At 67.6% G+C, this 26,992-nt stretch carries 20 protein-coding genes; 12 read left to right on the top strand and 8 right to left on the bottom strand.

Features of this window, described 5'->3' with window-relative positions:
• A complete protein-coding gene (gene scpA / locus GH664_RS19590; RefSeq protein ID WP_153169785.1) occupies positions 1-2,166 on the bottom strand; it encodes a methylmalonyl-CoA mutase in 2,166 nt (721 codons plus the stop codon).
• A 334-nt stretch (positions 2,167-2,500) separates the two neighbouring features.
• Here scpA and GH664_RS19585 point away from each other — a divergent pair, with 334 nt between their 5' ends.
• A complete protein-coding gene (locus GH664_RS19585) occupies positions 2,501-3,172 on the top strand; it encodes a GntR family transcriptional regulator (protein ID WP_153169783.1) in 672 nt (223 codons plus the stop codon).
• Between the two features lie 37 nt (positions 3,173-3,209).
• Here the strand turns inward: GH664_RS19585 and GH664_RS19580 are convergent, their stop codons facing one another.
• From GH664_RS19580 to GH664_RS19565, 4 genes are all read right to left on the bottom strand, one after another.
• Positions 3,210-4,505 (bottom strand): hemolysin family protein, encoded by a 1,296-nt coding sequence (locus GH664_RS19580; protein ID WP_153169781.1) that lies wholly within the window; start codon positions 4,503-4,505, stop codon positions 3,210-3,212.
• A gap of 130 nt (positions 4,506-4,635) precedes the next feature.
• Positions 4,636-6,039: a class II fumarate hydratase gene (fumC, locus tag GH664_RS19575; RefSeq protein ID WP_153169779.1), complete on the bottom strand. Its 1,404-nt coding sequence runs from the start codon at positions 6,037-6,039 to the stop codon at positions 4,636-4,638.
• Between the two features lie 149 nt (positions 6,040-6,188).
• Positions 6,189-7,868 carry a cation acetate symporter gene (locus tag GH664_RS19570; RefSeq protein WP_153169833.1) on the bottom strand — a complete coding sequence of 560 codons (1,680 nt, stop codon included), beginning with the start codon at positions 7,866-7,868 and terminating at the stop codon, positions 6,189-6,191.
• Positions 7,868-8,188 carry a DUF485 domain-containing protein gene (locus tag GH664_RS19565; RefSeq protein WP_368857360.1) on the bottom strand — a complete coding sequence of 107 codons (321 nt, stop codon included), beginning with the start codon at positions 8,186-8,188 and terminating at the stop codon, positions 7,868-7,870. Before GH664_RS19565 ends, GH664_RS19570 begins: the two co-directional genes overlap by 1 nt.
• A gap of 219 nt (positions 8,189-8,407) precedes the next feature.
• Between GH664_RS19565 and GH664_RS19560 the strand changes: the two genes are divergently transcribed.
• The 11 genes from GH664_RS19560 to GH664_RS19510 all read left to right on the top strand — a co-directional run bounded on the left by GH664_RS19560 (position 8,408) and on the right by GH664_RS19510 (position 22,737).
• Complete coding sequence (locus tag GH664_RS19560) at positions 8,408-9,193, top strand: enoyl-CoA hydratase/isomerase family protein (protein ID WP_153169778.1); 786 nt, start codon at positions 8,408-8,410, stop codon at positions 9,191-9,193.
• A 169-nt stretch (positions 9,194-9,362) separates the two neighbouring features.
• Positions 9,363-9,803 carry a Fur family transcriptional regulator gene (locus GH664_RS19555; protein ID WP_228111634.1) on the top strand — a complete coding sequence of 147 codons (441 nt, stop codon included), beginning with the start codon at positions 9,363-9,365 and terminating at the stop codon, positions 9,801-9,803.
• Positions 9,804-10,006: 203 nt separating this feature from the next.
• Positions 10,007-10,879, top strand: a complete 873-nt coding sequence (locus GH664_RS19550; RefSeq protein WP_153169776.1) for a metal ABC transporter ATP-binding protein — start codon at positions 10,007-10,009, stop codon at positions 10,877-10,879.
• 52 nt (positions 10,880-10,931) lie between these two features.
• Complete coding sequence (locus GH664_RS19545; RefSeq protein WP_153169831.1) at positions 10,932-11,798, top strand: metal ABC transporter permease; 867 nt, start codon at positions 10,932-10,934, stop codon at positions 11,796-11,798.
• 14 nt (positions 11,799-11,812) lie between these two features.
• Entirely contained in the window at positions 11,813-12,736 is a 924-nt protein-coding gene (locus GH664_RS19540) for a metal ABC transporter solute-binding protein, Zn/Mn family (protein WP_153169774.1), read from the top strand.
• A 158-nt stretch (positions 12,737-12,894) separates the two neighbouring features.
• Positions 12,895-13,461 carry a phasin family protein gene (locus tag GH664_RS19535; RefSeq protein ID WP_153169773.1) on the top strand — a complete coding sequence of 189 codons (567 nt, stop codon included), beginning with the start codon at positions 12,895-12,897 and terminating at the stop codon, positions 13,459-13,461.
• A 318-nt stretch (positions 13,462-13,779) separates the two neighbouring features.
• A complete protein-coding gene (locus GH664_RS19530) occupies positions 13,780-16,383 on the top strand; it encodes a cytochrome c (RefSeq protein WP_228111631.1) in 2,604 nt (867 codons plus the stop codon).
• Between the two features lie 17 nt (positions 16,384-16,400).
• On the top strand, positions 16,401-17,321 hold the full coding sequence (locus tag GH664_RS19525) for a hypothetical protein (RefSeq protein ID WP_153169771.1): 921 nt from the start codon (positions 16,401-16,403) through the stop codon (positions 17,319-17,321).
• 57 nt (positions 17,322-17,378) lie between these two features.
• Positions 17,379-19,538, top strand: coding sequence for a hypothetical protein (locus GH664_RS19520; RefSeq protein ID WP_153169769.1), 2,160 nt, complete (start codon positions 17,379-17,381; stop codon positions 19,536-19,538).
• 21 nt (positions 19,539-19,559) lie between these two features.
• On the top strand, positions 19,560-21,161 hold the full coding sequence (locus tag GH664_RS19515; protein ID WP_153169768.1) for a cytochrome c: 1,602 nt from the start codon (positions 19,560-19,562) through the stop codon (positions 21,159-21,161).
• Positions 21,162-21,255: 94 nt separating this feature from the next.
• Entirely contained in the window at positions 21,256-22,737 is a 1,482-nt protein-coding gene (locus GH664_RS19510) for a c-type cytochrome (protein WP_153169766.1), read from the top strand.
• A gap of 208 nt (positions 22,738-22,945) precedes the next feature.
• On the opposite strand, the gene GH664_RS19505 is transcribed toward GH664_RS19510, so the two are convergent.
• The 3 genes from GH664_RS19505 to GH664_RS19495 form a co-directional block, all read right to left on the bottom strand.
• On the bottom strand, positions 22,946-23,752 hold the full coding sequence (locus tag GH664_RS19505) for a hypothetical protein (RefSeq protein WP_153169765.1): 807 nt from the start codon (positions 23,750-23,752) through the stop codon (positions 22,946-22,948).
• 92 nt (positions 23,753-23,844) lie between these two features.
• Entirely contained in the window at positions 23,845-24,423 is a 579-nt protein-coding gene (locus tag GH664_RS19500; protein WP_153169763.1) for a tetratricopeptide repeat protein, read from the bottom strand.
• A 160-nt stretch (positions 24,424-24,583) separates the two neighbouring features.
• Complete coding sequence (locus GH664_RS19495) at positions 24,584-26,731, bottom strand: ATP-dependent helicase (RefSeq protein ID WP_153169761.1); 2,148 nt, start codon at positions 26,729-26,731, stop codon at positions 24,584-24,586.
• Between the last annotated feature and the right edge of the window lie 261 nt (positions 26,732-26,992).

The following is a 26,992-nucleotide window of genomic DNA, read 5'->3' as shown; positions in this document are numbered from 1 at the left end:
TCAGGCGGCGGCGCGCGCGGCGCGGATCTGCTTGAGCACTTCGCGGGCCGACTTCTGGATCGGCGTGCCCGGGCCGAAGATGCCCTTGGCGCCAGCCGCGTAAAGGGCGTCGTAGTCCTGCGCCGGGATGACGCCGCCGACGAAGACGATGATGTCGTCGGCACCCTGATCCTTGAGGCCCTTGATGATGGCCGGCACCAGCGTCTTGTGCCCGGCGGCGAGGCTGGAGCAGCCCACCGCATGCACGTCGTTCTCGACCGCGTGGCGCGCAGCCTCCTCGGGGGTCTGGAAGAGCGGGCCGATGTCGATATCGAAGCCGAGGTCGGCGAAGGCGGACGCCACCACCTTGGCGCCGCGGTCGTGGCCGTCCTGGCCGAGCTTGGCGATCATGATGCGCGGCCGGCGGCCTTCCTCGGCGACGAAGGCGTCGATCTCGGCCTTCAGTTCCTTCCAGTCGGAATCGTTCTCCACCACACCTCCATAGACGCCGGACACCGCCTGCGGATTGGCACGATAGCGGCCGAACACGACCTCGAGTGCATCGGAGATCTCGCCTACGGTGGCACGCAGGCGGACCGCCTTCACCGCCAGGTCGAGCAGGTTGCCCTCGCCCGTCTTGGCGCACTCGGTGAGCGCGGCGAGCGCGGCGTCGACCTTGGCCTGATCACGGGTGGCGCGGATGCGGGCCAGGCGCTCGACCTGCGCCTCGCGCACGACGTGGTTGTCGATGTCGAGGATGTCGATCGGATCTTCCTTGGCGAGCTTGTACTTGTTCACGCCGACGATGACGTCCTTGCCCGAGTCGATGCGCGCCTGCTTCTCGGCGGCGCACTCCTCGACCTTCATCTTGGCCCAGCCGGACTCGACCGCGCGGGTCATGCCGCCCATGGCCTCGATCTCCTCGATCAGCGCCCAGGCCTTGTCGGCCATGTCCTGGGTGAGCTTCTCCATCATGTAGGAGCCGGCCCACGGGTCGACAACGTTACAGATGTGGGTCTCTTCCTGGATGATGATCTGGGTGTTGCGCGCGATGCGGGCGGAGAACTCGGTGGGCAGCGCGATGGCCTCGTCGAGCGCGTTGGTGTGCAGCGACTGGGTGCCGCCGAACACCGCCGCCATCGCCTCGATGGTGGTGCGCACCACGTTGTTGTACGGGTCCTGCTCGGTGAGCGACCAGCCGGAAGTCTGCGAGTGGGTGCGCAGCATCATCGACTTGGCGCTCTTGGGCTCGAACTGCTTCATGATCCGCCACCACAGCAGGCGTGCGGCGCGCATCTTGGCGATCTCGAGGTAGAAGTTCATGCCCACCGCCCAGAAGAAGGACAGGCGGCCGGCGAAGGTATCGACGTCCATGCCGGACTTGATGCCGGTGCGCACGTATTCCAGGCCGTCGGCGAGCGTGAAGGCGAGCTCGATCGCCTGGTTGGCGCCCGCTTCCTGGATGTGATAGCCCGAGATCGAGATGCTGTTGAACTTGGGCATGTGCGACGACGTGTAATTGAAGATATCGGCGATGATCTTCATCGACGGCGTCGGCGGGTAGATGTAGGTGTTGCGGACCATGAACTCCTTGAGGATGTCGTTCTGGATGGTCCCGGAGAGCTTGTCCTGGCTCACGCCCTGCTCTTCCGCGGCGACGATGTAGCCGGCGAGGATGGGCAGCACCGCGCCGTTCATCGTCATCGACACCGAGATCTTGTCGAGCGGGATGCCGTCGAACAGGATCTTCATGTCTTCCACCGAGTCGATCGCCACGCCGGCCTTGCCGACGTCGCCCACCACGCGCGGGTTGTCCGAGTCGTAGCCGCGGTGGGTGGCGAGATCGAAGGCCACCGACACACCCTGGCCGCCGGCAGCGAGCGCCTTGCGGTAGAAAGCGTTGGATTCTTCGGCGGTGGAGAACCCGGCGTACTGGCGGATGGTCCACGGCTTGACCGCATACATGGTCGGTTGCGGGCCGCGCAGGAAGGGCTCGAAGCCGGGCAGCGTGTCGGCGTGCTCGAGGCCTGCCGTGTCGGCCTTGGTATACAGCGGCTTGACGGTCAGGCCCTCGGGCGTGACCCAGTTCAGATTGTCCAGGTCTCCGCCCGGCGCCTGCTTGGCAGCGGCCTTCTTCCAGGCGTCCAGATCCGGCTGCGGATAGACGGGCTCGTTCGCGTTCGACATGAGGATCCTCTCTGACCGTCGGGCCGCGGTTGCGGCACCTTGTTTAGGGCGATGCAATTGTCCGGCAGCACAAGTCAGCGCAGGCGGCGACAGGCCAGCCCGTGGCCAACGCCACGGGCGGCCGCCGACGCCCTTCGCGCGACGCGGTCCCTCTCATCCATGCCGGGGTCGAGCCCGGCACCTCCCTCTCCGCGCCGCGTGAAGGAAGTTGACTTGTGTCACGGACGAAATAATACTTTATCCATAATTATGAATGCAACGACTCGTAGAGGGGTTGCATGAACACCTTCCTTCCCCCGCTCGCACGCCCCCTGCCACACCACCACCCATGCCCATGAGCGCCTCACGCATTGCCCCGCTTGCGCTTTACCAGGAAGTCGCCGAACGCCTGCGCGAACGCATCTTCTCGCACGAACTGCAGCCCGGCACCTGGGTGGACGAGCAGGCGCTGGCCGAGCAATACGGTATTTCGCGAACGCCGCTGCGCGAGGCGCTGAAAGTGCTGGCGTCCGAAGGCCTGGTCACCCTCAAGCCACGGCGTGGATGTTACGTGACCGAAATCTCCGATCGCGACCTGGACGAGATCTTCACCGTGATGGCGATGCTGGAAGGCGAGTGCGCACGCGCCTCCGCCAAGCGCGCCAGCGAGTCCGATCTGGCGCGCCTGAAGTCGATCCACGCCGACCTGGAGCAGGCTGCCGGCAGGCAGGACATCGACCGCTTCTTCGAGGCCAACCAGGCCTTTCACCAGACCGTCCAGCAGATCGCCGACAACCGCTGGCTGCTGCACGTGATCGAGGATCTGCGCAAGGTCATCAAGCTGTCGCGCCACCACTCGCTGTTTTCCGAAGGGCGCCTGGAGCAGGCGCTGGCCGAGCACCGCGAGATCCTCGACGCGCTCCTCGAGCGCGATGCCGATGCTGCCGAGGGGCGCATGCGCGACCACATCCGCAGCGGCCGCGCGGCGCTCGAGCGCATCGCCCAGGCCAGGAGCCGCGTCGCCTGAAACCGTCACGGGTCCCGGGTGCGCGCATGCCGTCGCCTCAGGACTGCTCCATCTCGTTGCGCGTGACCAGCACCTGGTCGATGCGGTAGTTGTCGATATCGACCACCTCGAAGGTATAGCCGCCATAGCTCACCGAGTCGGTGCGGCGCGGCACCTTGCGCAGCGTGTACATCAGGAAGCCGGCAATGGTCTCGTAATTCTCGAAGCCCTCGAAGCTGCCGATGTCGAGCGCCGCCATCACGTCCTCGATCGGCGTGGCGCCGTCGATCAGCCATGAGCGATCGTCGCGACGCACGATCATGTCCTCCTGCTGCGGGCTGACGAGTTCGCCCATCACCGTGCTCATGACATCCTGCAGGGTCAGCAGCCCGACCACCAGCGCGTACTCGTTGACCACCAGGGCGAAGTCCTCCTTCGCGTCGCGGAAGCGCTCCAGCGCCTCGAACAGGGTCAGCGAATCCGGCAGCACCAGCAGGTTGCGCACGATGGGCGTGGTGCGCAGCGACAACGGCTGGCCGTCGAGGATGCGCGGCAGGATGTCCTTCCAGTCCACATAGCCGATCACGTTGTCGATGGCGTCCTTGCACACCGGAAACTTGCCATGCGGGCTGGTGGCGATCTTGTTGCGGATGCTCTCCTCGGATTCGCCCAGCGTCAGGAAGACGATGCTGTCGCGCGCCGTCATCGCCGACGGCACGATGCGCGCGTCGAGCTCGAACACATTGGCGATCAGGTGCTGCTCCTGGCGCAGCAGGCCGCCCGCCTGGGCACCGGCGTCGGCCATGGCGACGATGTCGTCGGCGGTGATGTCCTCCGCGCGCGCACTGGGCAGCTTCAGCAGGCGGAACAGGCGGTCGGCCAGGCCATTGAAGACCCACACCAGCGGCGCGAACAGCCACATGCAGAGCTGGATCGGCCGCACCACCGCCATCGCCACCAGCTCGGGACGCACCATCGCGACGCGCTTGGGGGTGACGTCGGCGAACAGCACGAACAGCGAGGTGACGAAGGCGAAGGCGATGAGGAAGGCGATCGTGTCGAGTCGCGGGCCGTCGTACAGCGGCCGCAGCAGCTCGGCGACGTGGGGCGACAGCGCCTGCTCGCCGACGATGCCGCCGAGGATGGCGATCGCGTTGAGGGCGATCTGCACCACGGTGAAGAAATGGCCGGGGCTCTCCTGCAACGCGAGCACGCGCGCGGCGCGCTCGTTGCCGTCATCGGCGAGCACGCGCAACTTGATCTTGCGCGCGGCGGCAAGCGAGATCTCGGCCATGGAGAAGAAGGCGCTGACTGCGATCAGCAGGCCGATGATGAACAACTGATTCAGGAGCACGGGGAATCCTCGCAGACGCGGCAGCAGCGGCATCCTTCGCCGCTGCTGCCCGTGCTCCAGTCTATCACCGCGCCATTTGCGCTCGCCTTCGAGCGGCGGCGGTCGCCACCCACACGGCAAGGCGGGCCGACTAGGGTTCCGGCCGCGTCATGCGCGCCGGATCCACCCATGCCGCATACTGCTCCGCATCCACCAGGCCGCTCGCCAGCGCCGCATCGCGCAGGCTCAGCCCGTCGCGCTGCGCCCTCTTTGCAATCCGCGCGGCAGCGTCGTAGCCGATGTGGCGATTGAGCGCGGTGACCAGCATGAGGTTGCGCGCGAGATGCTCGCCGATCCGTTCGCGATCGGGCTCGATGCCACGCGCACAATGCGCGTCGAAAGCAGCGCAGGCATCGGCCAGCAGATCCACGCTCTCCAGCACGTTGTGCGCCATCACCGGCTTGTAGACGTTGAGCTGGAAGTTGCCCTGGCTGCCGGCAAAAGCCACCGTGGCGTCGTTGCCGAACACCTGCGCGCAGACCATCGTCAGCGCCTCGCACTGGGTCGGATTGACCTTCCCCGGCATGATCGACGAACCCGGCTCGTTCTCGGGGATACGCAGCTCGCCGATGCCGCAGCGCGGACCGCTGGCGAGCCAGCGCACGTCGTTGGCCATCTTCATGAGTCCGCCGGACAGCGTGCGCAGCGCGGCCGAAACCTGCACCAGCGCGTCGTGCGCGGCCAGGGCGAAAAACTTGTCGGGCGCGCTGCGCAGCGGCAGTCCGGTGAGCAGGCCGAGGATCTCCGCGGTACGGGCACCGAAGCGCGGATGCGCGTTGAGGCCGGTGCCCACCGCGGTGCCACCGATCGCGAGGTCCTGGAGCCCGGGCAGCGCTGCGCGCACCGCATCCAGGCCGAAGTCGATCTGCGCCACCCAGGCGCCGATCTCCTGCTCCAGCGTGATCGGGGTGGCATCCTGCAGGTGGGTGCGCCCGGTCTTCACCACGTCGGCAAAGGCACTCGCCTTGTCCCCCAGCGTGTCGCGCAGCCGGCCCACCGCGGGAAACAGACGCGACTCGAGTTCCCCGAGGATGGCCACATGCATCGCGGTCGGGAAAGTATCGTTGGACGACTGGCCGCGATTGACGTGGTCGTTGGGATGCACCGGCGCCTTGCTGCCGCGCGTCGCCCCGGCCAGTTCGTTGGCGCGATTGGCGATGACCTCGTTGGCATTCATGTTGGACTGCGTGCCCGAGCCGGTCTGGAAGACGACCAGCGGAAAATGCTCGTCCAGCCTGCCGTCGATGACCTCGTCGGCAGCACGCATGATCAGCGCCGCGAGGTCCGGGTTCAGTTCGCCCAGTTCGGCATTGGCGCGGGCGGCCGCCTTCTTCAGCAGGCCAAGCGCGCGGATCATCGACCGCCCCCAGCGAAAGCGCGCGCCGCCGGTCGGGAAATGCTGCAGCGAGCGCTGCGTCTGCGCCCCCCAGTAGCGGTCGGCCGCCACCTCGATGTCGCCCATGGAATCGTGTTCGATGCGGCTGATGGCTTTCATGGCGGCCTCCCGGCGAGGACATGATGGCTGTTGGACGCGGAACCGCGGCAACTGATTCCCGCAAAAAGAAACCCCCCACGACGGCGCGACGCCGGTGGGGGTTGGGACAGGACGCTGCGGAGCGCCGGACGGCGCCCCGCATGCCGTTATCAGTGCGACGAAGCGGTGGCGGCGCCGACGCCGGTCTGCGCGCGCACGTACTGGTCTTCGAAGGCCTCGCGCTCGTCGGCCGCCGATTTGCTGCTGTCGGTTACCGAGAACAGCCAGGTGGCAAAGAAGGCGATCGGCATCGAGAACAGCGCCGGCTGGGTGTAGGGGAAGATCGCCGAGGCATTGCCGAGCACATCGACCCACACCGACTTCGACAGCACGACGAAGGTCACCGCGCTGAACAGGCCAAGGTAGCCGCCCACCAGCGCACCGCGCGTGGTGAGGCCTTTCCAGTACATCGACAGGATCAGCACCGGGAAGTTGGCCGAGGCGGCCACGCCGAAGGCCAGCGCAACCATGAACGCGATGTTCATCTTCTCGAAGGCCATGCCGAGCAGCACCGCGACGATGCCCAGGCCGATGGTGGCGAACTTCGACACCCTGAGCTCGGTGGCTTCGTTGGCCTTGCCCTTCATGATCACGCGGGCATAGATGTCGTGCGAGATCGCCGACGCGCCGGCCAGCGCCAGGCCCGCCACCACCGCGAGGATGGTCGCGAAGGCGACCGCCGACAGGAAGCCCAGCAGCAGGTTGCCGCCCACGGCTTGCGCCAGGTGCATGGCGACCATGTTGCCGCCGCCGATGATCTTGCCGCCCAGCACGCCGCCCTCGAAGAACTGCGGGTTCTGGCCGACGATGAGGATCGCGCACAGGCCCATGATGGCGATGACGTTGAAGAAGTAGGCGACGATGCCCGAGGCGTAGAGCACCGACTTGCGCGCTTCCTTGGCGTCGGTCACGGTGAAGAAGCGCATCAGGATGTGCGGCAGGCCGGCGGTGCCGAACATCAGGCCGAGGCCGAGCGAGATCGCGGTGACCGGATCGGCGAGCAGGCTGCCGGGGTTCAGAAGCTTCTGGCCGAGCTTGTGCACATCCATCGCACGATTGGTGAGCTCGTCGAACGAGAAACCGAACTGGCTGAACGCGAGCAGGCCCACCGCGGTGCCGCCGAGCAGCAACATGCAGGCCTTGATGATCTGCACCCAGGTGGTGGCGACCATGCCGCCGAAAGTGACGTAGATCATCATCAGCGCGCCGACGACGACGAGCGCGACGTTGTAGTCGAGGCCGAACAGCAGCTTGATCAACTGGCCGGCGCCGACCATCTGCGCGACGAGGTAGAAGCACACCACCGTCAGCGAGCTCACCGCAGCCATCGTGCGCACCTTGCCCTGGTCGAGACGGTAGGCGGTGATGTCGGCGAAGGTGAACTTGCCCAGGTTGCGCAGGCGTTCGGCCATCAGGAACAGGATGACCGGCCAGCCCACAAAGAAGGACAGCATGTAGATGTAGGCGTCGACGCCCTGCGCGTACATCATCGCGGTGAGACCGAGCAGCGTGGCCGCGGACATGTAGTCACCGGCTATCGCCAGGCCGTTCTGGAAGCCGGTGATGCCGCCGCCGGCGGTGTAGAAGTCGGCGGTCGACTTGGTGCGGCTGGCCGCCCAGTAGGTGATGCCCAGCGTCATCAGCACGAAGACGAAGAACATGCCGATGGCGTGAAGATTGAGGGGCTGCTTCTGCGCAGCCTCCATGGCGGGGCCGGCGGCGAACAGCGAGGCCGAGACCGACAGTCCGGCGATGCCGGCAGCGCAGCGGGAAAGCAATCTGGTGCGCATCATTTTTCCTCCTTCCAGGCGGCGTGCACGATTTCCTTGTTGATGTCGTCGAACTCGCCATTGGCGCGACGCACATAGACCAGCGTGAGCAGCCAGAAAAACACGAACTGGAGCAGCCCGGCGAGCACGCCAAAGGTCAGGTTGCTGCCTTCGAACAGCCGGCGACCGATCAGCTCGGGCGCGAAGGCGACGAGCAGCACGAAGCCGTAGAAAATCACCAGCACGGTGATCGCGAGCAGCGTGGCGAAGCGGGTCCGCTTCGCCACCAGTTCCCCGAAACGCGGATTGCGCCTGATGTGCGCATACATCGAACTGGACATTTCTTCTCTCTCCTCAAGAACACAACAAAGAACCCCTCTGTCGCCTCACCCTCGTCCCGCCGCACGGCTGTCTGTCGCAGCGTGTCGACGGGCGGATGATATATCATCCATAAGACTCCATACTAGTGCGTATGGAAAATTAAATCCTTGTTGTATTGGAAGAATTTTTCAACTTCCTGGACCCGTCAGGCGTCATACCTCCCGAGAACCGAACAAGGCATGGACACGAAGATCGAACTCACCATCACCGACGGCGTCGCCACCGTCACCCTCGACAACCCGGCCAAGCTCAATGCGATCAACGCGCAGATGTGGCGCGAGCTGCGCGCCGCCATGGCCCGCATCGCCGCCGCCGACGACGACGTGCGCTGCGTGATCCTGCGCGGCGCAGGCGAAGAAGCCTTTGCCGCAGGCGGCGACATCGAGGAATTTCTCACCGTGCGCGCCACCGTCGACGATGCACTGCACTACCACGATGAGCTCGTCGCCGATGCGCTCGAGGCCATCCGCGCCTGCCCGGTGCCGACGATCGCCGCCATCCGCGGCGCCTGCATCGGCGGCGGGCTGGAGATCGCCGGCTGCTGCGACATCCGCATCGCCGGCGAATCCGCGCGCTTCGGCGCGCCGATCAACCGCCTCGGCTTCTCGATGTACCCTGGCGAGATGGCCGGCCTGCTCGCCCTGGTGGGACCGGCGGTAGTACTGGAGATCCTGCTCGAGGGCCGCATCCTGGGCGCGCGCGAGGCGCTCCAAAAGGGGCTCCTGACACGCGTGGTGGACGACGAGAAGGTGTTCGACGAAGTGGCCGCCTGCGCCGCACGCATCTGCGCCGGCGCGCCGCTGGTGGCGCGCTGGCACAAGCAGTGGGTGCACCGGCTGATGGATGGCACGCCACTCACCGCGCAGGAAAAGCGTGCCGCCTTCGACTTCCTGGCAACGGACGACTACCGCGAGGGTCTGGCGGCATTCCTCGCGAAGCGCAAGCCGGTGTTCCGCGGGCGCTGATCACACCGCCCCGCGCGCCACGCTCCGGTCACGTTGCACGCTTCACACCACGCCACCCGGGGCGGCCCAGGCCTAATGCTACAATGTTGCAAGAAGACCTCTGGAGAGCCGCTTGGCCAGCCCGCAACCCCCATACCGGGCGTCCGCCCGGTCGGCGGACGATGACGTCCTGCGCCACGTCAGCGCCCGCGAACGCATCGCCGCGCGCGGTGGCCGCGTCACCCGCACACGCCTGGCGGTGCTGGAAATGCTGCAGCACGGCTCGCATCCGCTGTCGCACGACGAGATCGGCGACGCGCTTGCCAGCGCCGGCGTCGCCCACGACCGCGTGACGCTCTATCGCGCGCTCGACTGGCTGGTCGAGCAAGGCCTGGCGCGGCGCATCGCGGGCGGCGAGCGCGCCTGGCGCTTCGAAGGCGTGCGCGATGCCGCGCATCGCCACGCCCATTTCCATTGCGACCGCTGCGGCCAGGTCGTCTGCCTCGAGGGGCTGGAACCGGCACCTGCGACCGCGCTGCCGAACGGCTTCCAGGTGGAGCGGGCCGAACTGGTGCTGCACGGCCAGTGCGCCACCTGCGGCCGTGGCGACGAAGAGGTTCGCCCCCGATGAGCCGGCACCCTGCCCCCTCCTTCAGCCTGCTCACCGCCAGCCTGGGCAGGCGACTCGCCCTCGCAGCGCTCGCTGCGGTGCTATTGTGGGTCGCCATCTGGTGGGCCCTGCACTGACATGAAGCCCGCCTCCCGACTGCCTTCCCTCCCGCAAGCGGACGCTGCCGCAGCCCCCTGCCTGCGCACGCACCAGGTGGAGGCCTGATGCATACCGCGCCGCCTCCCATCATCCGTTTCGACAACCTCACCCTGGGCTACGAGCGCCACCCAGCGGTGCACCACTTGAGCGGCGAGATCGCCGCCGGCGCGCTGGTGGCGGTGATCGGTCCCAACGGCGCCGGCAAGTCGACCCTGCTCAAGGGCGTGGCCGGCGAACTGCGCCCGATCGGCGGGCACATCGAGCTGGCGGCGCTGCCGCGCGGCGGGCTGGCCTACATGCCGCAACGCAGCGAGATCGACCCGAGCTTCCCGGTGTCGGTGTTCGATGTCGTGGCAATGGGCCTGTGGCGCGAGCTGGGCGCCTTCGGCGGGCTCAACCGCCGCCAGCGCCAGCGGGTGCGCGAGGCGCTGGCAGCGGTGGGCATGGAAGGCTTCGAATCGCGGCCGATCGGCTCGCTGTCGGGCGGGCAGTTGCAGCGTGCGCGCTTTGCCCGCCTCATCCTGCAGGATGCTCCGCTGATCCTGCTCGACGAGCCGTTCGCCGCCATCGACAGCCGCACGGTGGAGGACCTCATCCGCCTGATCCTGGGCTGGCATGCGGAAGGCCGCACCATCCTGACGGTGGTGCACGATTTCGACCAGGTGCGGCGCCACTTCCCCACCTGCCTGCTGCTGGCGCGCGAACCGGTGGCCTTCGGTCCCACGCCGCAGGTGCTCACCGACACCTTGCTGGCACGCGCGCGGCGGCTGTCCGAAGCCTTCGACGACCATGCGCCGGAGTGCCACCGCGAGGAACGGGCCAGCGCGGACGAACCGGACGGTCACCCTCCGGCGCGCGCCGATGTCGTGCCGCTGCACCGTCATCGCCATGCCCATGGCCATGGCGATGATCACGGCCACGCCGGACACCGGCACTGAGGCCGGCGGCGCAGGCCTCCACTTCCCGACCTTCAAGCCCGTCCAGACCGCCGTGTACGACCTCCTCGTTTCGCCTTTCACCGACTTTGCCTTCATGCGCCGCGCGCTGGCAGGCTGCCTCGCGCTGGCGCTGGGCGCCACACCTGTCGGCGCGTTCCTGATGCTGCGGCGCATGAGCCTGATGGGCGACGCGATGAGCCACGCCATCCTGCCGGGCGCCGCGCTGGGTTACCTCGCGTTCGGCCTGTCGCTGGGCGCGATGACGGTCGGCGGCATCGTCGCCGGCCTCGTCGTGGTGCTGGCGGCGGGGGTGGTCACGCGCGCCTCGATCCTCAAGGAGGATGCCAGTCTCGCCGCCTTCTACCTGCTGTCGCTCGCCGCCGGCGTCATGATCGTGTCGCTGCGCGGCCGCAACCTGGATCTGCTGCACGTGCTGTTCGGTTCGGTGCTGGCGCTGGACGACGGCTCACTGCTGCTGATCGGCGGCATCGCCACGCTCACCCTGTTCGCGCTTGCGCTGCTGTTCCGCCCACTCGCCCTCGAATGCTTCGACCCCGCCTTCCTGCGCGGTGTCAGCCGCTGGTCGCCGGTGGCGCACTATGGCTTCCTGATGCTGGTGGTGTTGAACCTGGTGAGCGGCTTCCACGCGCTGGGCACGCTGATGGCGGTCGGCATCATGATCCTGCCATCGGCGGCAGCACGCCTGTGGGCGCATGAACTGCCCGCACTGCTCGGGCTCGCGGTGGCCTTCGCCGCCGCGAGCGGCGCCACCGGCCTGCTGCTGTCGTTTCACGCCGATGTGCCGGCCGGCCCGGCCATCGTGCTGATGTGCGGGCTCGTGTACTTCGCGTCCCTGCTCGCCGCCCCTGGCGGCCTGCTCGCCGGCCGCCTGCCGGTGCGCCACCACCTCGAGTCCTGATCACCGGAAGCTCCATGCGCCACACGATCCGCCGCGCCGCCGTCACCGGCCTCGCGCTGCTTGCCCTGCTGTCAGCCCCCCTGGCCCATGCCGCCGCGCTGGAAGTGACCACCAGCTTCAGCATCCTGGGCGATTTCGTGCGCCAGGTCGGCGGCGAGCGCGTCGCCGTCAAGGTGCTGGTCGGCCCCAACGAGGACACGCACGGCTATCAGGCGCGCCCGTCCGACGCGCGCGCCATCGGCAAATCCGGCCTGGTGGTGGCCAACGGCCTGGGCTTCGACGACTGGATCGTGCGCCTGGCGAAATCAGCCGGCTTTCGCGGCAAGGTCGTCATCGCCAGCGCCAACGTACGCCCGCTCTCGATGACGCATGGCGAGGGCCACTCCTCCGACGACAGGGACGACGGCGGCACCGACCCGCACGCCTGGCAGGACGTGGCCAACGCCCAGCGCTACGTGCTCAACATCGCCGACGCGCTGGTGGCGGCCGATCCGGCGGGCGCCGCCGCCTATCGGGCAAACGCGGAGCGCTACAGCGGGCAATTGAAGGCCCTGGACGCGGAGATCCGTGCCGCGCTGGGGTCCCTGCCGGCGAGCCAGCGCAAGGTCGTCAGCTCGCACGACGCCTTCGGCTATTTCGCCCGCGCCTACGGCATCCGATTTCTGGCGCCCGTCGGCGTGTCGAACAACGCCGAGCCGACGGCACAGGGCGTCGCGCAACTGATCCGCCAGGTGCGGGCAGAAAAGGTGCCGGCCGTCTTCCTCGAGAACATCGCCGATCCGCGCCTGATCGAGCGCATCCGCAGCGAGAGCGGCGCGCGCGTCGGTGGCACGCTGTACTCCGACGCGCTGTCGACAGCGGACGGCGCGGCCCCGGACTACCTCGCCATGATGCGGCACAACCTGAAGCAGTTGCTGGAAGCACTGGCGCCACGCTGACGCGGAAGCGATCGGCCTGAATTTTTGTGCACTGCAGCAAAAAAGATGTTGACGGCCGCTCCGATCCCCGTATACTTCACTCCAATGCTGCAGCGCACAAAACGCAGCAGCGAAGTCTTCCAACCCTTGCCTACGCTTCAACCTCCAGGAGATTCACCATGAACTACTTCGCCCCCGAAGCTTTCGCCGCCGCCAACAAGGCCAACATGGAAGCCGTGCAGAAGATGATCGCCGGCGTGCAGAGCCGTGCCGAGCGCCTTGCTGCCCTGAACATGAACATCGTGCGCGCCGTGCTGGAAGACAGCGCCGCCAGCGCCAAGACCCTGCTCGAGGTCAAGCAGCCGCAGGATCTGGCCAAGCTGCAGCAGGAGCTGGCCCAGCCGGTGGTCGACAAGTTCGTCGATTACAGCCGCAGCGTGTATGAGATCGCCACCGAAGGCCAGCAGGAGCTGACCAAGCTGGTCGAGGCGAACATCGCCGATGTGAACAAGGCTGTCACCCAGGCCATCGAGCAGGCCGAGAAGTCGGCGCCCAAGGGTTCGGAGCCGCTGTTCGCCGGCATGAAGCAGGCGATCGCTGCCGCCAACGACGCCTACGCCGAATTCACCAAGCTGGTGAAGCAGGCCACCGAGGCGCTGGAAGCCAACCTGAACGCCGCGCAGAAGGCTGCCGTTCCGGCGCCCGCCCCGAAGAAGGCCGCTGCCAAGAAGGACGCCGCCGCCTGATGAGCGCCGTCGCGGGGTGATGCCTGCATCACCCCGGAATCCGGTAGCACACGCATTCGCCGCCCGGCACCCTGCCGGGCGGCGAATGTCGTTTACGCCCTCCACACGCTTGCAAACGGGGTATTTCCTGCTAGGAATTAAGTACTAGAAACAAGCTGTGGTCGCGTAGCGAGAGTTGCGCGCCCGTCAAGCCGGCAGAGAGCCCTCCGCCTGGTATCCGCCATGGCGAGAGACGTGTCGCGTGGCGCAATACCGCATCCGCAAGGATGGGTGGGCGTCGCATCGTCGATGTCGGCCCGCCCCCTTGGAGGTGGCATCATGAAGCGCGTGCTGGCCGTCGTCGCCCTGCTCGTCGCGGTCTTCGTCGCGGCGATTCCCATCGCCGCCACCACGCCGCCTGTCGCAGGGACGACTGGCGCGGCAGATGCCGCTGCCGGCGCACCGGTGCCGACGCCAGCCGCCGCGCCGCCCATGGCGAAAGTCGTCCACCAGCAGGACGCACCCTATTACGAAGCCTGCGCCCGCGAAGGGCTCAACGAGTCGGAATGCGCCGGTCGCCTGATCTGGTTCAAGGCCACCGCAGGCAACGAACGCTTCCATACCTACGTCTTCCAGCAGCGCGTCGGCGTGCTCATCGACTGGTACCGTGTGTTGCGCGCGGACCAGCGCGGCGACCGCTTCCGCGCCTGGGGCATCATCAACGACCCGGCGTGCTGCGTGCCCGGCTCGAAGAACTGCCCGGCCAAGAACCTGGACGAGACTTATGGCCTCGACTGGTGCCCGGGCGACGAGGAACTGCTGGGCTACGTCGGCCGCAGCGGCTATCCCGACCCGGCTTGCGACTTCCGCGACGCGCCGCTGAAGGAAGGTGATCCGCACGCCAGCAGCGACCAGCGTCAGTCCGCCTGCGACCTCCGCTTCGGCACCTCGACCGGCGCGCTGGGCATCCGCAAGTTCCCCAACCCGCGCTTCGACAAGGCGGCCTGGATCAAGCTCAACGGCAAGGCCGGCTCGTGGGAAGGCTACAACCGGCCCATCGCCGCAGCCGGCGGCGGCAGCGAGGCACCGCGCTCGCACCTGCAGGACGGCGGCGTCGAGCCGCCCTTCCTGATCGGCACGTCCTGCGGCTCCTGCCACATCGCCTTCGACCCGCTCAACCCGCCGGCCGACCCGGCGAACCCGAAGTGGGAAAACATCAAGGGCCTGGTCGGCAACCAGTACACCCGCATCTCCGAGATCATGGTGTCGGGCATGGCCAGCAACACGCTGGAATGGCAGATGTTCGCGCACGCGCGTCCGGGCGCCAGCGACACCTCGGCCATTCCCACCGACCAGGTGAACAACCCCGGCACGATCAACGCGCTGATCAACATCGCCAAGCGCCCCACCTTCGCCGACGAGGACGTCATCAAGTGGCGCAAGGTCGCCAGTTGCGGCGACGACAAGGACGAGACGAGCTGCTGGTGCGAACCGGGGCGTAACGGCAAGTGCTGGAAGAAGTCGCTGCAGAAGGAGACCGTGCATCACATCCTGAAGGGCGGAGAGGATTCGATCGGTGCCCTCGAGGCGATCCAGCGGGTGTATTTCAACATCGGTTCCTGCTCGGAACAGTGCTGGGTGAACCATCTGACCGATTTGCGCCAGCTCGACCCGCAGCAGCGCAACTTCGGCCAGACGCCGTTCGACATCGGACAGTGCCGGCGCGACTGCCCTCACTTCCGGGCGATCGAGGACCGGCTCGTCAATATCCTGGACTTCTTCATGTCGGCCGAGGCTCACGTCACCGACCTGCGCGTCGCACGCGAGAACGTCCGGCGCGCGGCCATGCCGGCGGCGGCCTACACCGAACAGGACCTGATCGCCGATCTCGAGAAGGAATTCGGCGCCGGCGCAGTTGCGCGCGGCAGCGAGGTCTTCGCCAGCACCTGCGCCCGCTGCCATTCGAGCCAGGCAGAAGCGCTCGCCGGCCAGACCGCCGGGCTCGACTTCCACAAGCTCGACCTCGGCACCGGCCTGCGCGAGGACTGGCTGGGCAACGACCGCGCCACGCCGGTGTCCGAAGTCGGCACCTTCCGCTGCCGTGCGCTGCACTCGAATCACATGGCCGGCCATGTGTGGCAGGAATACGGCTCCGAGACCCTGCGCGCACGCCCGCCCGACCCCAACGTGAAGGAACCCGGCGACGGCGGGCGCGGCTACTACCGCAACATTTCGCTGCTCAACCTGTGGGCGCACGCCCCCTTCCTGCACAACAACGCGATCGGGCCCGAGCTGTGCGGCAAACCGAAGAACGCCGCGAACGACTTCTACGCCAAGCGGCCGCGCTACGTCGATGGCAGTAACGTGAAGCTGCTGCCGGCCGACCAGCAGCCGGCCTGCTTTGAGTACGACCCCAGCGTGGAAGGCCGCTTCCGGCTGTACAAGGCTTCGATGGAGGAGCTGCTGAACCCTGCGCAGCGCATTCCCAAGGTGACGCTGCTCAACGAGGACGTCACGCTGCGCATCGGCCCGAGGCTGTGGGACGGCACCGACAAGGAGAAACTGCTCGGCTTCGAACTCACGATTCCGAGCGAGATCGACGGCCGCGGCGTGACCGCCGGCACCATCGGCAATTTCCAGCACAAGCAGTTCATCGTCGACCTGGTGCGGGCGAAGACCGACGCCAAGGCCCTGGAAGGCAACCTCGCCGAACGCTTCGGCGCCGAGACCGGTACCAGGGTGCTGCAGGATCTGCAGGCGATCACCGGCGAGCTGGTCGGCAAGCCGAATGCGCTGGTCGAGGCGCTGAAGGCACGGCCCTATCTGATCAAGCAGATCTACAGCAGTTGTACGGCTGAGGTGGAGAACGAAGGCCACCGCTTCGGCGAAGATTTGCCCGCGAGCGACAAGAAGGCGTTGATCGCCTTCCTCGCCACGCTGTGATTGCAGGGGGACATGCCATGAAACCGACACCGACCCTCGCCCGCGCAGGCTGTGTGCTCGCCGCGTTCGCGCTCGCCGGCTGCGGCTTCTTCGAAAGTGCCGAGGACAAGGCGGCGCCGGTGATCTCGTTCGCCCCCTATACCGAGAACTACGCCGGCAAGCCCGACTTCGCCTACGTCGAGCACCGCTTCCCGCTGTCCACCGCAGACCTCTACAGGATCACGCCGAAGAACCTGTCCTTCCTCGATCAGGAACAGGTCGACCAGATTTACGCGCGACTCACCGCGGGCCCGATCCCGGACGGGCCATTCGAGGGCGACCTGTTCTTCCCGCGCGGCGGCAGCGGCAAGCTGCGCCTTTCCGAGATCGCCGGCGGCGGCCTGAAGAGCCTGCTGGTGAACGTAGCCGGCGCCAAGCTCGACCTGATCGGCGAAACGCTGTGGAAGGGCAAGGTCTTCTACCGCGACCAGCGCCTGCTGCGCAATCGCATCGAGGACCTCGATGCATTGAAGAAGCTCGGCCTGGTCGAGGACAGCGCGGCCAATCCCTTGCAGAAGACCCGCGTCGACGGCAAGGACCAATGGCTGCTGTTCCCCGCCAAGCTGTATTGCGGGCAAAGCCTGCTCGACGGCCGGCGCGAGTCCATCATCATCGACTACGCCTTCACCGACGAGTTGCCAGGCTACCGGCGCATGCCCGACATCATGGCCGGCCGCGACGGTTTCGCGATTCGTGACGAGATCCGCATGGTGTATCCCGGCTTCTATCTGGGACGCGCCTACCTGGATCGCGCCTTCGTCGTGAATTTCGTTTTGTACAACAAGGACATCGCCGAGCGTGCGAAGGACGAGTTCCTGAAGACGGGCAAGGTGCAGCAGGACTGCTGGACCGGGACGCAGCAGCGCCTGGTGGTGATGGCGCCGGCCAGAACCGGGTAGTGCGCCCGGCCGCGCCTTGGCGCATGCGCGGCTGGGCCGATCTGTGCGGGGGCGGACATGTTGCGATGGTCGTCGCTGTGGCAAAGCCTGGCGCTGACAGCCGCGCTGGCGCCCGCCGGCACGATGGCCTCACCGGCGGCGGCAGCCGCCAGCGTCATCGAGGCAGCCGGCCCCGACCTGCCAGCCGCGGGGCGCTCGTTGTTCGACGAACTCTTCGAGGTGGGCGCTAGCGGCGTCCCGTCGCTGCCCTTCCCTTTCCCGGCGTTGTTGCAGCGCGTCTCGCTTCAGCTCGACCATGGCCAGCCGTCCGGAGGAATTTCCGTGGTGCTGATTCCGCTCGGCCGCTCGCTGCAACGCCATGCCGCAGGGGACACCGACGCCTTCCGCTACCCCCGTGTGGTGGCGGCCGTGACCGGCGAACCGACGGCGAGCGCGGCCCCTGGCCACCCTTACCTGCGCGACCGCCTGTACGTCGCCTACCACGAGAAGGCCGCCGCGCTCGAAGTGATCAGCTACAACGAGGTTGCCGGACGCTTCGAATTCCAGTTGGTGCGCAACTATCGTGCGGGCGCCACGCCCGACGTCGGCTACGCGAGCCGCACGCTGTGCCTCGCCTGCCATCACAACGCCGCCCCCATTTTCTCGCGCCAGTCCTGGGACGAGACCAGCGCCAGCGCACCCGTGGCCGCGCGGCTCGCGGCGACCGGGCTGCCTTACTACGGCCTGGACTGGCGCCGTGGGGTGGACGTGCCCGACGCGATCGATAGCGCCACCGCACGTGCCAACCTGCTCGCCACGGCCCAACGGCTGTGGCGCGAAGGCTGTGCCGCGCCGAGCCGCGAGGCTGCGGTGAACTGCCGCGCCGAGGCGCTGCGCCAGGCGCTGCGCCATCGGCTCACCGACGGCCGCAGCACGACGGTCGATGCGCTCACCCACCGGCCGGCCCTGCTCGAACCGCTGCTGGCAAACTGGCAGCAGCGCTGGCCGTCCGGGCTGGCGATTCCCGACCCGTCATTGCCCAACCGCCAGCCCTTCGCCGGCATCGAGGGTGGCCGCCCGCCGCCCGCCGACGCGGAGTTGCGCCGTTACGCCGACATTGCCGCGGCCTTCGATCCGCTGGCGCTGCGCGCGCCGCTGGAAGTCTGGTCGGGCCGCAGCGCAGCGGATGCGGTCCGCTTCGTCGGTGCGCTGTCGATGTTCTTTTCACGCGCGGACATCGCCCTCATCGACCGGCGGCTGAACGCCTTGTCGGCGCAGCGCGGCACCTCGGCTCAGGTCCGCCAGGTCGCCCTGAGCTGCATCGGGCGCGCGGCGGACGGAGGCAGGTTCGACCTCGACTGCGAGGGCCCCGCGGGAGCCCGGTTGCAGGCGCGCCTCGCGCCACGGCACGGAAGACTGACCGACGGCGGGGTGGATCGGCTGGTTCTTCCCGGCAATGATGCGATCGGCGCGACCGCCCTCGATTCGATCTCCGGGCACCAAGGCGCCGGGCCGATGACGATGCATCTCGTGCCGCGTCGCGGTGACCGCAGGGTGCGCGCCGCCAGCGGCGAGGCCGTCCGGCAGATCGACGTGAGGACGCTTGCCGCATCCGTCAGCGCCGGACCGTCGCGCATGCTCGCGAACGTGTCACTGGTCGCCGACCTGGCGCCGCTGGACGCGGCGATCGACCGGCTCGCCGAAGCCACGCTCGCCGGCACCAGCGACGCCCTCGACGCGCTGCCGCTGCGCCGCTCGCCCGTGTTGTCGCCACTGCTTGCAAGCCTCGGGGGCTCGTCCGCAGCGCTGAAGTCGCCGGCGGATCGCCCTTCACACACCACGCCACGGCTATCCGATCCGGTGCCGGTGCGTGACACGGCCTGGCCACCCGACCTGCAGCCGTTCGCACGCCAGTGTGGCCAGTGCCATGCCACAACGAGCGCTTTCCCGCCAGGCTTCCTGCGCGGCAGCGACGACCAGGTGCGGGCCCAGATCGCAGGCTGCGCCGAACGCATGCTGTTCCGGCTGGCGATGAACGCGCGCCAGCCCGCCACGCGGCCCAAGACGCCGATGCCGCCACCGGCCGCGGCCCATGCGGCCGCCTTCCTGCAGTCGGCCGACCGCCCGGCGATGACCGCCCGGCTCGAGGGGCTGCTGGCGCAGCGTTCCCTCACCCCCGCTGCGGTGCTGGCCCGCCCCTATGCGACGCTCGCCCCCTGCCTGGCGGGTACCGACTGACCTGCGCCGAGGAGCAAGACCATGACCGAGCCCGCCCGCCCCGCGCCCACGCCGGCCGCACACCGCAGGCCGGGCCTGCTGGGGCGCTTCATCGTCTGGCTGCCATGGATCGTCATCCTGCTGGTGGCGCTGTATGCGATGGCACGCTTCCTGCCCGACGAAGCGGTGACCTACACCGACCCGGTGCAGCACTTCAAGTACGGCTCGACCGGCGGCGAACGCGAGTCCGGCTTTCCCTACTGGATCTGGCAGGCGCTGCCGCAGGTGTGCGCCGAACATCTACCGGCCAGTGCTCGCCCTGCTGCCGCGTCGGCGACCAGGCCCGCGACAGGCCCCGCCGCGGGCACTCCCGCGGTGACCGGCTACGCCGCTCTCGGCCTGATCTACGAGGACGGCCGCGACCTGCCGATCGGCGTATCGAAGCGGCGCAACCTCGGGCTGGACCGTGTGTTCCTGAACTGCGCCGCCTGCCACACCAGCACTGTGCGCGACGCGCCGGATGCCGCCCCGCGCATCATCGTGGGCATGCCGGCGCACCGCTTCGACATCCGCGCCTTCGAGACCTTCTTCTTCAACTGCGCCGCCGGGCCGAAGTTCTCGCGCGAGTTCATCGTGCCCGAGATCGACCGCCTCGCCGGCAAGCTGAACCCGATCGACCGCTACCTGGTGTATCCGGTGGCGATCGCGCTGATGCGCGAGCGCCTGCTGATGCTGCGCGGCCGCTTCGAATTCGTCTTCGACCAGCCGGAATGGGGGCCGGGCCGGGTGGACACCTTCAACTCGGCCAAGGTGCTGTTCAACTTTCCAATGAAGATGCTGCCCGCGCAGGAGCTGCTAGGCGCGTCCGATTTCCCGTCGATCTGGAACCAGCGCAAGCGCATGACGCGCGACGACGGCGAGCGCATGCAACTGCACTGGGACGGCAACAACAACCACACCGAAGAGCGCAACAAGAGCGCCGCCTTCGGCACCGGCACCACGCCGCCCACCATCGACCTCGCGGCGATCGGCCGCGTCGAGGACTGGCTGCTGGACGCGACCCCGCCGCAATACCCCTACCCGATCGACCGTGAGCGCGCGGCGCGCGGCGCGCCCTTGTACGCCGAATACTGCGCCGGCTGTCACGGCGCCAGCGGCAGCGATTTCCGCGGCGCAAAGGTCGGGCATGTGACGCCGATTGCCGAGATCGGCACCGACCGCGCACGGCTCGACTCCTACACGCGCGACCTGGCGGTGAACCAGGCCACGCTGTACGCCGGCTACCCGCACCGCTTCCAGCATTTCCGCAAGACCTGGGGCTACGCCAACATGCCGCTCGACGGTATCTGGCTGCGTGCGCCCTACCTGCACAACGGCTCGGTGCCCACGCTGCGCGACCTGCTCGAACCGTCGTCGATGCGCCCGGCGAAGTTCGCGCGCGGCAGCGACCTCTACGATCGTGAGCGGGTGGGCTTCGCGTCGGCCCTGCCTGACGCCGCGATTGGCAGCGACGCCGCGGGCCTGTTCGTGTTCGATACCACCAAGCCCGGCAACGGCAATGCCGGACACGAGGGCCACGCCTACGGCACCGATCTGCCGGACGCCGACAAGGAGGCCCTGGTGGAATTCCTGAAAACCTTCTGACCGCGCAGCCTCGCCGCAGGGAGCGCGCGGACCGCGAGAATCCCTGCCCCACCCTGACCGACTCCGCCGGCCCCATCCCGGGAGCAAACCAGCCATGAAACGAAACCCTCTCATCGTCGGCACACACCAGCACGGCCGCAGTCTGTTGCTTGTCCTCGCGCTGCTGCTCGCGCTGGGCGCGGCCGGCGGCGCCTTCGCCTGGTACAAGTTCTTCCGCGAGGAGCCGCAACCGGAGTGGATCACGAACGATCCCGACATGCGCTTCAAGTACGGATCGATCGGCGCCGAGCGCGACGCCGGCATTCCCTACTGGATCTTCTACGTGCTGCCGCGCGTGTTTCCCGACTTGCTGCCCGGTCCAGGCGGCTACGCCTCCTTCGGCGTGGTGTGGGAGGAAGGCCAGGAACTTCCGGCCGGCTTTTCGAAGAAGGTGGTGGGCTTTCCGCGCGTCGCCAACAACTGCGCGTCCTGCCACGTCGCCAGCTACCGCACCGCGCCCGACGCGCCACCGGTGTTCGTGCCCACCGGCCCGAACCACACGCTGAACCTGTGGGCCTTCTTCCGCTTCCTGGTCGATTGCGCGAAGGACCCGCGCTTCAATGCCGACAACCTGATGGCCGAAATCCGCCTGGTCACCGACATGTCCTTCATCGACCGGGTGATCTACCGCTTCCTGATCATCCCGATCACCAAGAAGCGCCTGCTCGAGCGCGAGCAGCAGTTCGCCTGGCTGTACCGCACCGACTTCCCGCCCTGGGGTCGCGGCCGCGACGACGCGATGAACCTGACCAAGTACTTCATGATCCGCTGGCCGATGGACGACAGCCTGGGGCCCACCGACATGCCTTCGATCTGGAATCTGGGCAAGTACAAGCCCGAGCAGGGCATGCGCATGAACTTCGCCGGCGACAGCCACGATCCCTACTCGGTGATCATCGACTCGGCGCTCGGCCTGCTGGGCGCGCCGCCCAAGAACAACGAGGAGTTCCTCGGCCAGGTGCGCTGGATCCAGGAATACGTCAGCGCGAAGCGTGCGCCCAAGTATCCGTTCCCGATCGACGCGGCCCGGGCCGAGCGCGGCAAGGCGGTGTTCAACGCCACCTGCGCCGCCTGCCACGCGTCCGCGCGCACCGGCACCGTCGTGCCGCTGGCCGAGGTCGGCACCAGCCGCGATCGCATCGACACCTGGAACGAGAAAGCCGCGCGCGAGGCGAACAAGGTCGTGCGTGACATGGGCATCGAGCGCCCCGGCCTGGTCGAGGCGCCGCTCACCGGCTACGTCGCCGCCTTCCTCGACGGCATCTGGCTGCGCGCGCCCTACCTGCACAACGGCTCGGTGCCCACGCTGCGCGACCTGCTCGATCCGCCGTCAGGGCGCCCGACCGTCTTCTGGCGCGGCTACGACGTGTACGACCCGGTCAAGGTCGGCTTCATCACCAGCGGCGCGGAAGCGGAGCGCATCGGCACCCGTCACGATACGAGCGCGAAGGGTGGCGGCAACCAGGGACACGCGTTCGGCACCGATCTGCCGCAGGACGACAAGGAGGCCCTGCTCGAGTACTTGAAGACGATTTGAAAGGATGGGCGAAAAGGCGCGGGCACAGCCGCGAAGTTCAGCGCAAGGGGCGAGGAAATGACAATGACATGAAAGGGCCGACGCAATGACGCCCACGCCCTGCAAGCAGCACCCGGTCTAGCCTCACGGGGCGACGCTGTCGCCCGGGCCGTTTCGGCTTGCCTCTTTGGCCAACGCGCTCGCCAACGCGCGCGCCCTCGTCACCCGCTCACTTCACCTGCAGCGTGCCACCGCGACCGAGCCCGCCCTTGACGTCTTGGGCCTTGTAACTGCGCAGGGCGACCACCATGTTGTTGTATGCCTCCATGAAGGCCGCCACGGTCGCCTTGCCCTCGGGCGTGCGTGAAAAGCCACCCAAGGCGCCGCCGGCACCACCGCCGAAAGCACCCAGCGCCGCACCGAAGTTGGTCGCTGTAGCGCTGCCCTCAGCAGCGGAAATCTGCACCGCCGAGCGGATGTCGTACAGACTGAGGGTGACGACGGACACCTTTGATTGCAGCCCACCCGCGATCACGCTGGCGGCGCCACCGAGCAGGCCGCCCACGACGCCACCAACCGACCCCACCGAATCGTTGTTGATGATGATCTGCGGCTCGAGGTAATAGTCGGCTGCCACCCGCTGCCCCTTCTGCTGCTTGGAGCCTGCCCGGTACTCGCCTGAGTTGCGCTGGATGTCGGTGATGCGCGAAAGACGGCTGTCGGTGCGCAAGTTGCCAATCGAGGTGATCACAAAACAGTTCGACTGCTGGACGGCAAGCCGAAGCAACGGCTCGATGGTGGTTACATGAGTCGTGCTGCCGAACTGACCATACCAGTCCGCCGCGCGCCCGTCGTCCACCGCAATCGTGCCGAAGGGCGCATCGCAGCGCTCGAGTTGCGAGTTCGCGTCGACGCTGGTCCCACCAGCGGCGGAACCGGTCATCGCGGTTTTCTGCGTGCCGGTGGTGACGCAGCCCCCAAGCGCAACTGCCGCGATGACGGCAAGCGCCGTACGGGACATGGCGGATCGGTTCATGGTTCAGTTACCTCCATCTTCAAGTTGGTCAGGGATCGCGGGTCCATGGCGGACGTGCCGCCCCCGGGGCAGCCGGTCAAGCGTTCAATGCCTCAACGGTAATACCAGTAACCATTTCGCCAGTAACCCAGATATGTATAACGTCGGTACCAATACTCGCGAACCATCGCCTTATAGCGTTCGCGGAATTGCCACTCAGTCTGTTCCGACTTCCGTGCCGCATTCGCCTCGCTGAGCAGCTTTGCGGACTCCTTGTCGCCACGGGCTGCCGCCAGGGAAAGCCACTTTTCTGCCTCGGCCGGGTCCGCGCCCATTTCTTCCAGTCCCGTCAGGTAAAGGCGCCCCAGCGCCTTCTGTGCTTCGAGGTGGCCGCGCTCGCCCGCCGAGCGCATCCAGGTCAGGGCTTTGTAGCTGTCCTGCCGCACGCCATCTCCACGGAAATAGCGCAGGCCCAAGTCATAGGCAGCCCGCGGATCGCGATCGCCGAGGGCTTCCAACGCCGCCGTCCGACCGTCGTCCTCGACCTTGCCCTGAGCGACCTCCGAGCTGACGTAGCCTCTTGGCCGCTCGACGCAGCCGGACGAATCGCAGAAGCGCGCGGTTTCCTTCGGTTCGGGCTGCGCGCACGCGACCACGAGCGCGGACAGCGCAAATGGAATTATTGCTCTCATGAAATCAGCATCATGTGCTTCGAATGTGATGCTTCATTATATGCAGTTACACTCCACTCTCAACTGCTTTCGCGCTTTCCCCGATCGCTACCATTCGATTCCCGAGAGGCCTTTTCGCCCTCCCTGCTCGGGACGCGCACGAGCAGAAGTGGGAATGGGGTCAGGACCACATGTTCCGCATCTTCGCCGCGAGATCGATCGCAGCCTGGCGGGAGGCGGGTGAGCCGCGCAGCTCGGGCGGCGGAGGCGGCCAGCTCATCTGCTCGAACCGGTCCAGCAGCCGGTTGGGAATGAAGCGACTGCGCCCGGCGTAAACATGGCGGTCGCCCAGGCCCTGCTGCTGCGTCACGTAGAAGCGCTGCGGCACGATGAGGTCGAGGTGGTCCTTCGCCCGCGTCATCGCCACGTACAGCAGGCGGCGCTCCTCCTCGATCTCGGCGGCATTGCGGGTGGCAATGTCGGACGGGATGCAGCCGTCGACCACGTTCAGCACGCTCACCGCGCTCCATTCCTGGCCCTTGGCCGAATGCATCGTGGACAGGATGAGGTAGTCCTCGTCGAGCAGCGGCGTGCCGGCTTCATCGCTGGTCGCGCTGGGCGGGTCCAGCGTGAGTTCGGTGAGGAAGCGCTGCCGGCTCGGATAACTGGCGGCGATGCGGGCGAGTTGCTGGATGTCGAGCAGGCGCACCGCGGCGTCCTCGTACAGGCGCGGCATCTGAGTCTCGTACCAGCGGCAGGCAAGCTCGAACTCCGCCGGCCAGCGCGCAGGGCCATCGGCACGGCCAGCAAGGCGGTCGACGAGCGCGGCGAACCCTTCCCAGCCTTCGCGCGCCAGCTCCGGCACCGGCTGCTCGGCGAGCAGCGCACAGCCCTCGGGCGCGGCACAGACGTTGTCGAGCACGCGGCCGGCGGTCTTCGTGCCGATGCCGGCCAGCAACTGGATGGCGCGGAAGCCCGAGATGCGATCGCGCGGGTTCTCCGTCCAGCGCAGCAGCGCGAGCACATCCTTGACGTGCGCGGCTTCGAGGAACTTGAGTCCGCCGAACTTCACGAAGGGGATGTTGCGCCGCGTCAGCTCCATCTCCAGCCGCGCGCTGTGGCTGGAAGCGCGGAACAGCACCGCCTGCTGCCTGAGCTTGAGCCCGTCCTCGCGCCGCTCCAGCGCCTGCTCGACGACGAAGGCGGCCTGGTCGGCGTCGTCCTTCACCGACACCAGGCGCGGGGGCCAGGAGGACTCACGATCCGACCACAGATCCTTTGCATAGCGCTCGGCGGCAAGCCCGATCACCGCATTGGCCGCGGCGAGGATCGGCTGCGTGGAGCGGTAGTTGCGCTCCAGCGTCACCACCCGCGCCGGCGGCTCGAACGCGGCGGGAAAATCCAGGATGTTGCGCACCGTGGCGCCGCGGAAGGCGTAGATCGCCTGTGCATCGTCACCGACCACGGTGAGGCCGCGGCCATCGGGCTTCATCGCCAGCAGGATGGCCGCCTGCAGGTGGTTGGTGTCCTGGTACTCGTCGACCAGCACGTGCTGGAACAGCGCGCCCACCTCCTGCGCCAGCGCCGGCTCGGCCATCATCTGCGACCAGTACAGCAGCAGGTCGTCGTAATCGAGCACCTGCTGCGCCTGCTTGGCCTCGACATAGGCGCGGAACAACTGCTTCAGCTCGCTCTCCCACTCGGCGCACCACGGGAATGAGGCCTGCAACACTTCGGCCAGCGGCGCACGGGTGTTCACCGCAGCCGAATAGATCGCCAGGCAGGTGCCCTTGAGCGGGAAGCGCCGGTTCTTCGCCGACAAGCCCTGGTCGTGCCGGACCAGGTTCAGCAGGTCGGCGGAATCCTCGCGGTCGTGGATGGTGAATGCCGGATCGAGCCCGATGCGGCCGGCGTATTCGCGCAACAGCCGTGCGCCCACGCCGTGGAAAGTGCCCGACCAGGCAAGCGTCGCGCCGCCGAGCCAGGGTTGCGTCGCCGCGAGCTCGCCGAGGATGCGCTGCACACGGCGCCGCATTTCCTCGGCTGCACGGCGCGAGAAGGTCAGCAGCAGGATGCGGGCAGGATCGGCGCCGCCAGCGATCAGCCGGGCGACACGGTGTGCGAGCGTGCTGGTCTTGCCCGAGCCCGCGCCGGCGATCACCAGCAGCGGCCCGCCCGCATGCTCGCACCGTCCCTCGCCCGCACCATGCTCCACCGCCTCGCGCTGCGCCGCATTGAGCCGCGCCAGCCAGGGCGCGGGGTCTGCGCCATCACAGGCGGGGAGGCGATCGACAGACGGCGGATCGGGCAGGAGGTTGGAGGTGCTCATGACTGAAATTATATCCAGTCATGCCCTCGCTTGCAGACTGCCGACGAGGACTCAGAGCCTGAGAAGCATTTGATTTCCGCAAGCCGAGTAACTGACATGCGATGAGACCCAGTGGCGCGCGATGCGCAGGTGCTGTGGGGTGTTCGAGGCCCAGCCAAGCGTCTGTGAGGGCAGATCCGGGGTCTTCAGGAGGCGGGTTTTCATTTCGGGCACCTCTTATGCCAGCGCTGCGGCGATTTTGGACGCACCGCTACCTCGACC

The organism is Thauera sp. 2A1, from assembly GCF_009469595.2.
Classification (GTDB): domain Bacteria; phylum Pseudomonadota; class Gammaproteobacteria; order Burkholderiales; family Rhodocyclaceae; genus Thauera.
Note: the sequence above shows the minus strand (reverse complement) of the source record. Positions and strands in the feature narration are given on the sequence as shown.

Excerpts from the sequence above, each read along its gene's own strand:
- GH664_RS19520 (WP_153169769.1), top strand. The coding sequence starts at position 17,379 with ATGTTGCGATGGTCGTCGCTGTGGCAAAGCCTGGCGCTGACAGCCGCG.
- GH664_RS19515 (WP_153169768.1), top strand. The coding sequence starts at position 19,560 with ATGACCGAGCCCGCCCGCCCCGCGCCCACGCCGGCCGCACACCGCAGG.
- GH664_RS19560 (WP_153169778.1), top strand. The coding sequence starts at position 8,408 with ATGGACACGAAGATCGAACTCACCATCACCGACGGCGTCGCCACCGTC.
- GH664_RS19540 (WP_153169774.1), top strand. The coding sequence starts at position 11,813 with ATGCGCCACACGATCCGCCGCGCCGCCGTCACCGGCCTCGCGCTGCTT.
- GH664_RS19570 (WP_153169833.1), bottom strand. The coding sequence starts at position 7,868 with ATGCGCACCAGATTGCTTTCCCGCTGCGCTGCCGGCATCGCCGGACTG.
- GH664_RS19530 (WP_228111631.1), top strand. The coding sequence starts at position 13,780 with ATGAAGCGCGTGCTGGCCGTCGTCGCCCTGCTCGTCGCGGTCTTCGTC.
- GH664_RS19585 (WP_153169783.1), top strand. The coding sequence starts at position 2,501 with ATGAGCGCCTCACGCATTGCCCCGCTTGCGCTTTACCAGGAAGTCGCC.
- GH664_RS19535 (WP_153169773.1), top strand. The coding sequence starts at position 12,895 with ATGAACTACTTCGCCCCCGAAGCTTTCGCCGCCGCCAACAAGGCCAAC.
- GH664_RS19495 (WP_153169761.1), bottom strand. The coding sequence starts at position 26,731 with ATGAGCACCTCCAACCTCCTGCCCGATCCGCCGTCTGTCGATCGCCTC.
- GH664_RS19510 (WP_153169766.1), top strand. The coding sequence starts at position 21,256 with ATGAAACGAAACCCTCTCATCGTCGGCACACACCAGCACGGCCGCAGT.
- GH664_RS19550 (WP_153169776.1), top strand. The coding sequence starts at position 10,007 with ATGCATACCGCGCCGCCTCCCATCATCCGTTTCGACAACCTCACCCTG.
- GH664_RS19525 (WP_153169771.1), top strand. The coding sequence starts at position 16,401 with ATGAAACCGACACCGACCCTCGCCCGCGCAGGCTGTGTGCTCGCCGCG.
- GH664_RS19505 (WP_153169765.1), bottom strand. The coding sequence starts at position 23,752 with ATGAACCGATCCGCCATGTCCCGTACGGCGCTTGCCGTCATCGCGGCA.
- GH664_RS19500 (WP_153169763.1), bottom strand. The coding sequence starts at position 24,423 with ATGAGAGCAATAATTCCATTTGCGCTGTCCGCGCTCGTGGTCGCGTGC.
- fumC (WP_153169779.1), bottom strand. The coding sequence starts at position 6,039 with ATGAAAGCCATCAGCCGCATCGAACACGATTCCATGGGCGACATCGAG.
- scpA (WP_153169785.1), bottom strand. The coding sequence starts at position 2,166 with ATGTCGAACGCGAACGAGCCCGTCTATCCGCAGCCGGATCTGGACGCC.
- GH664_RS19565 (WP_368857360.1), bottom strand. The coding sequence starts at position 8,188 with ATGTCCAGTTCGATGTATGCGCACATCAGGCGCAATCCGCGTTTCGGG.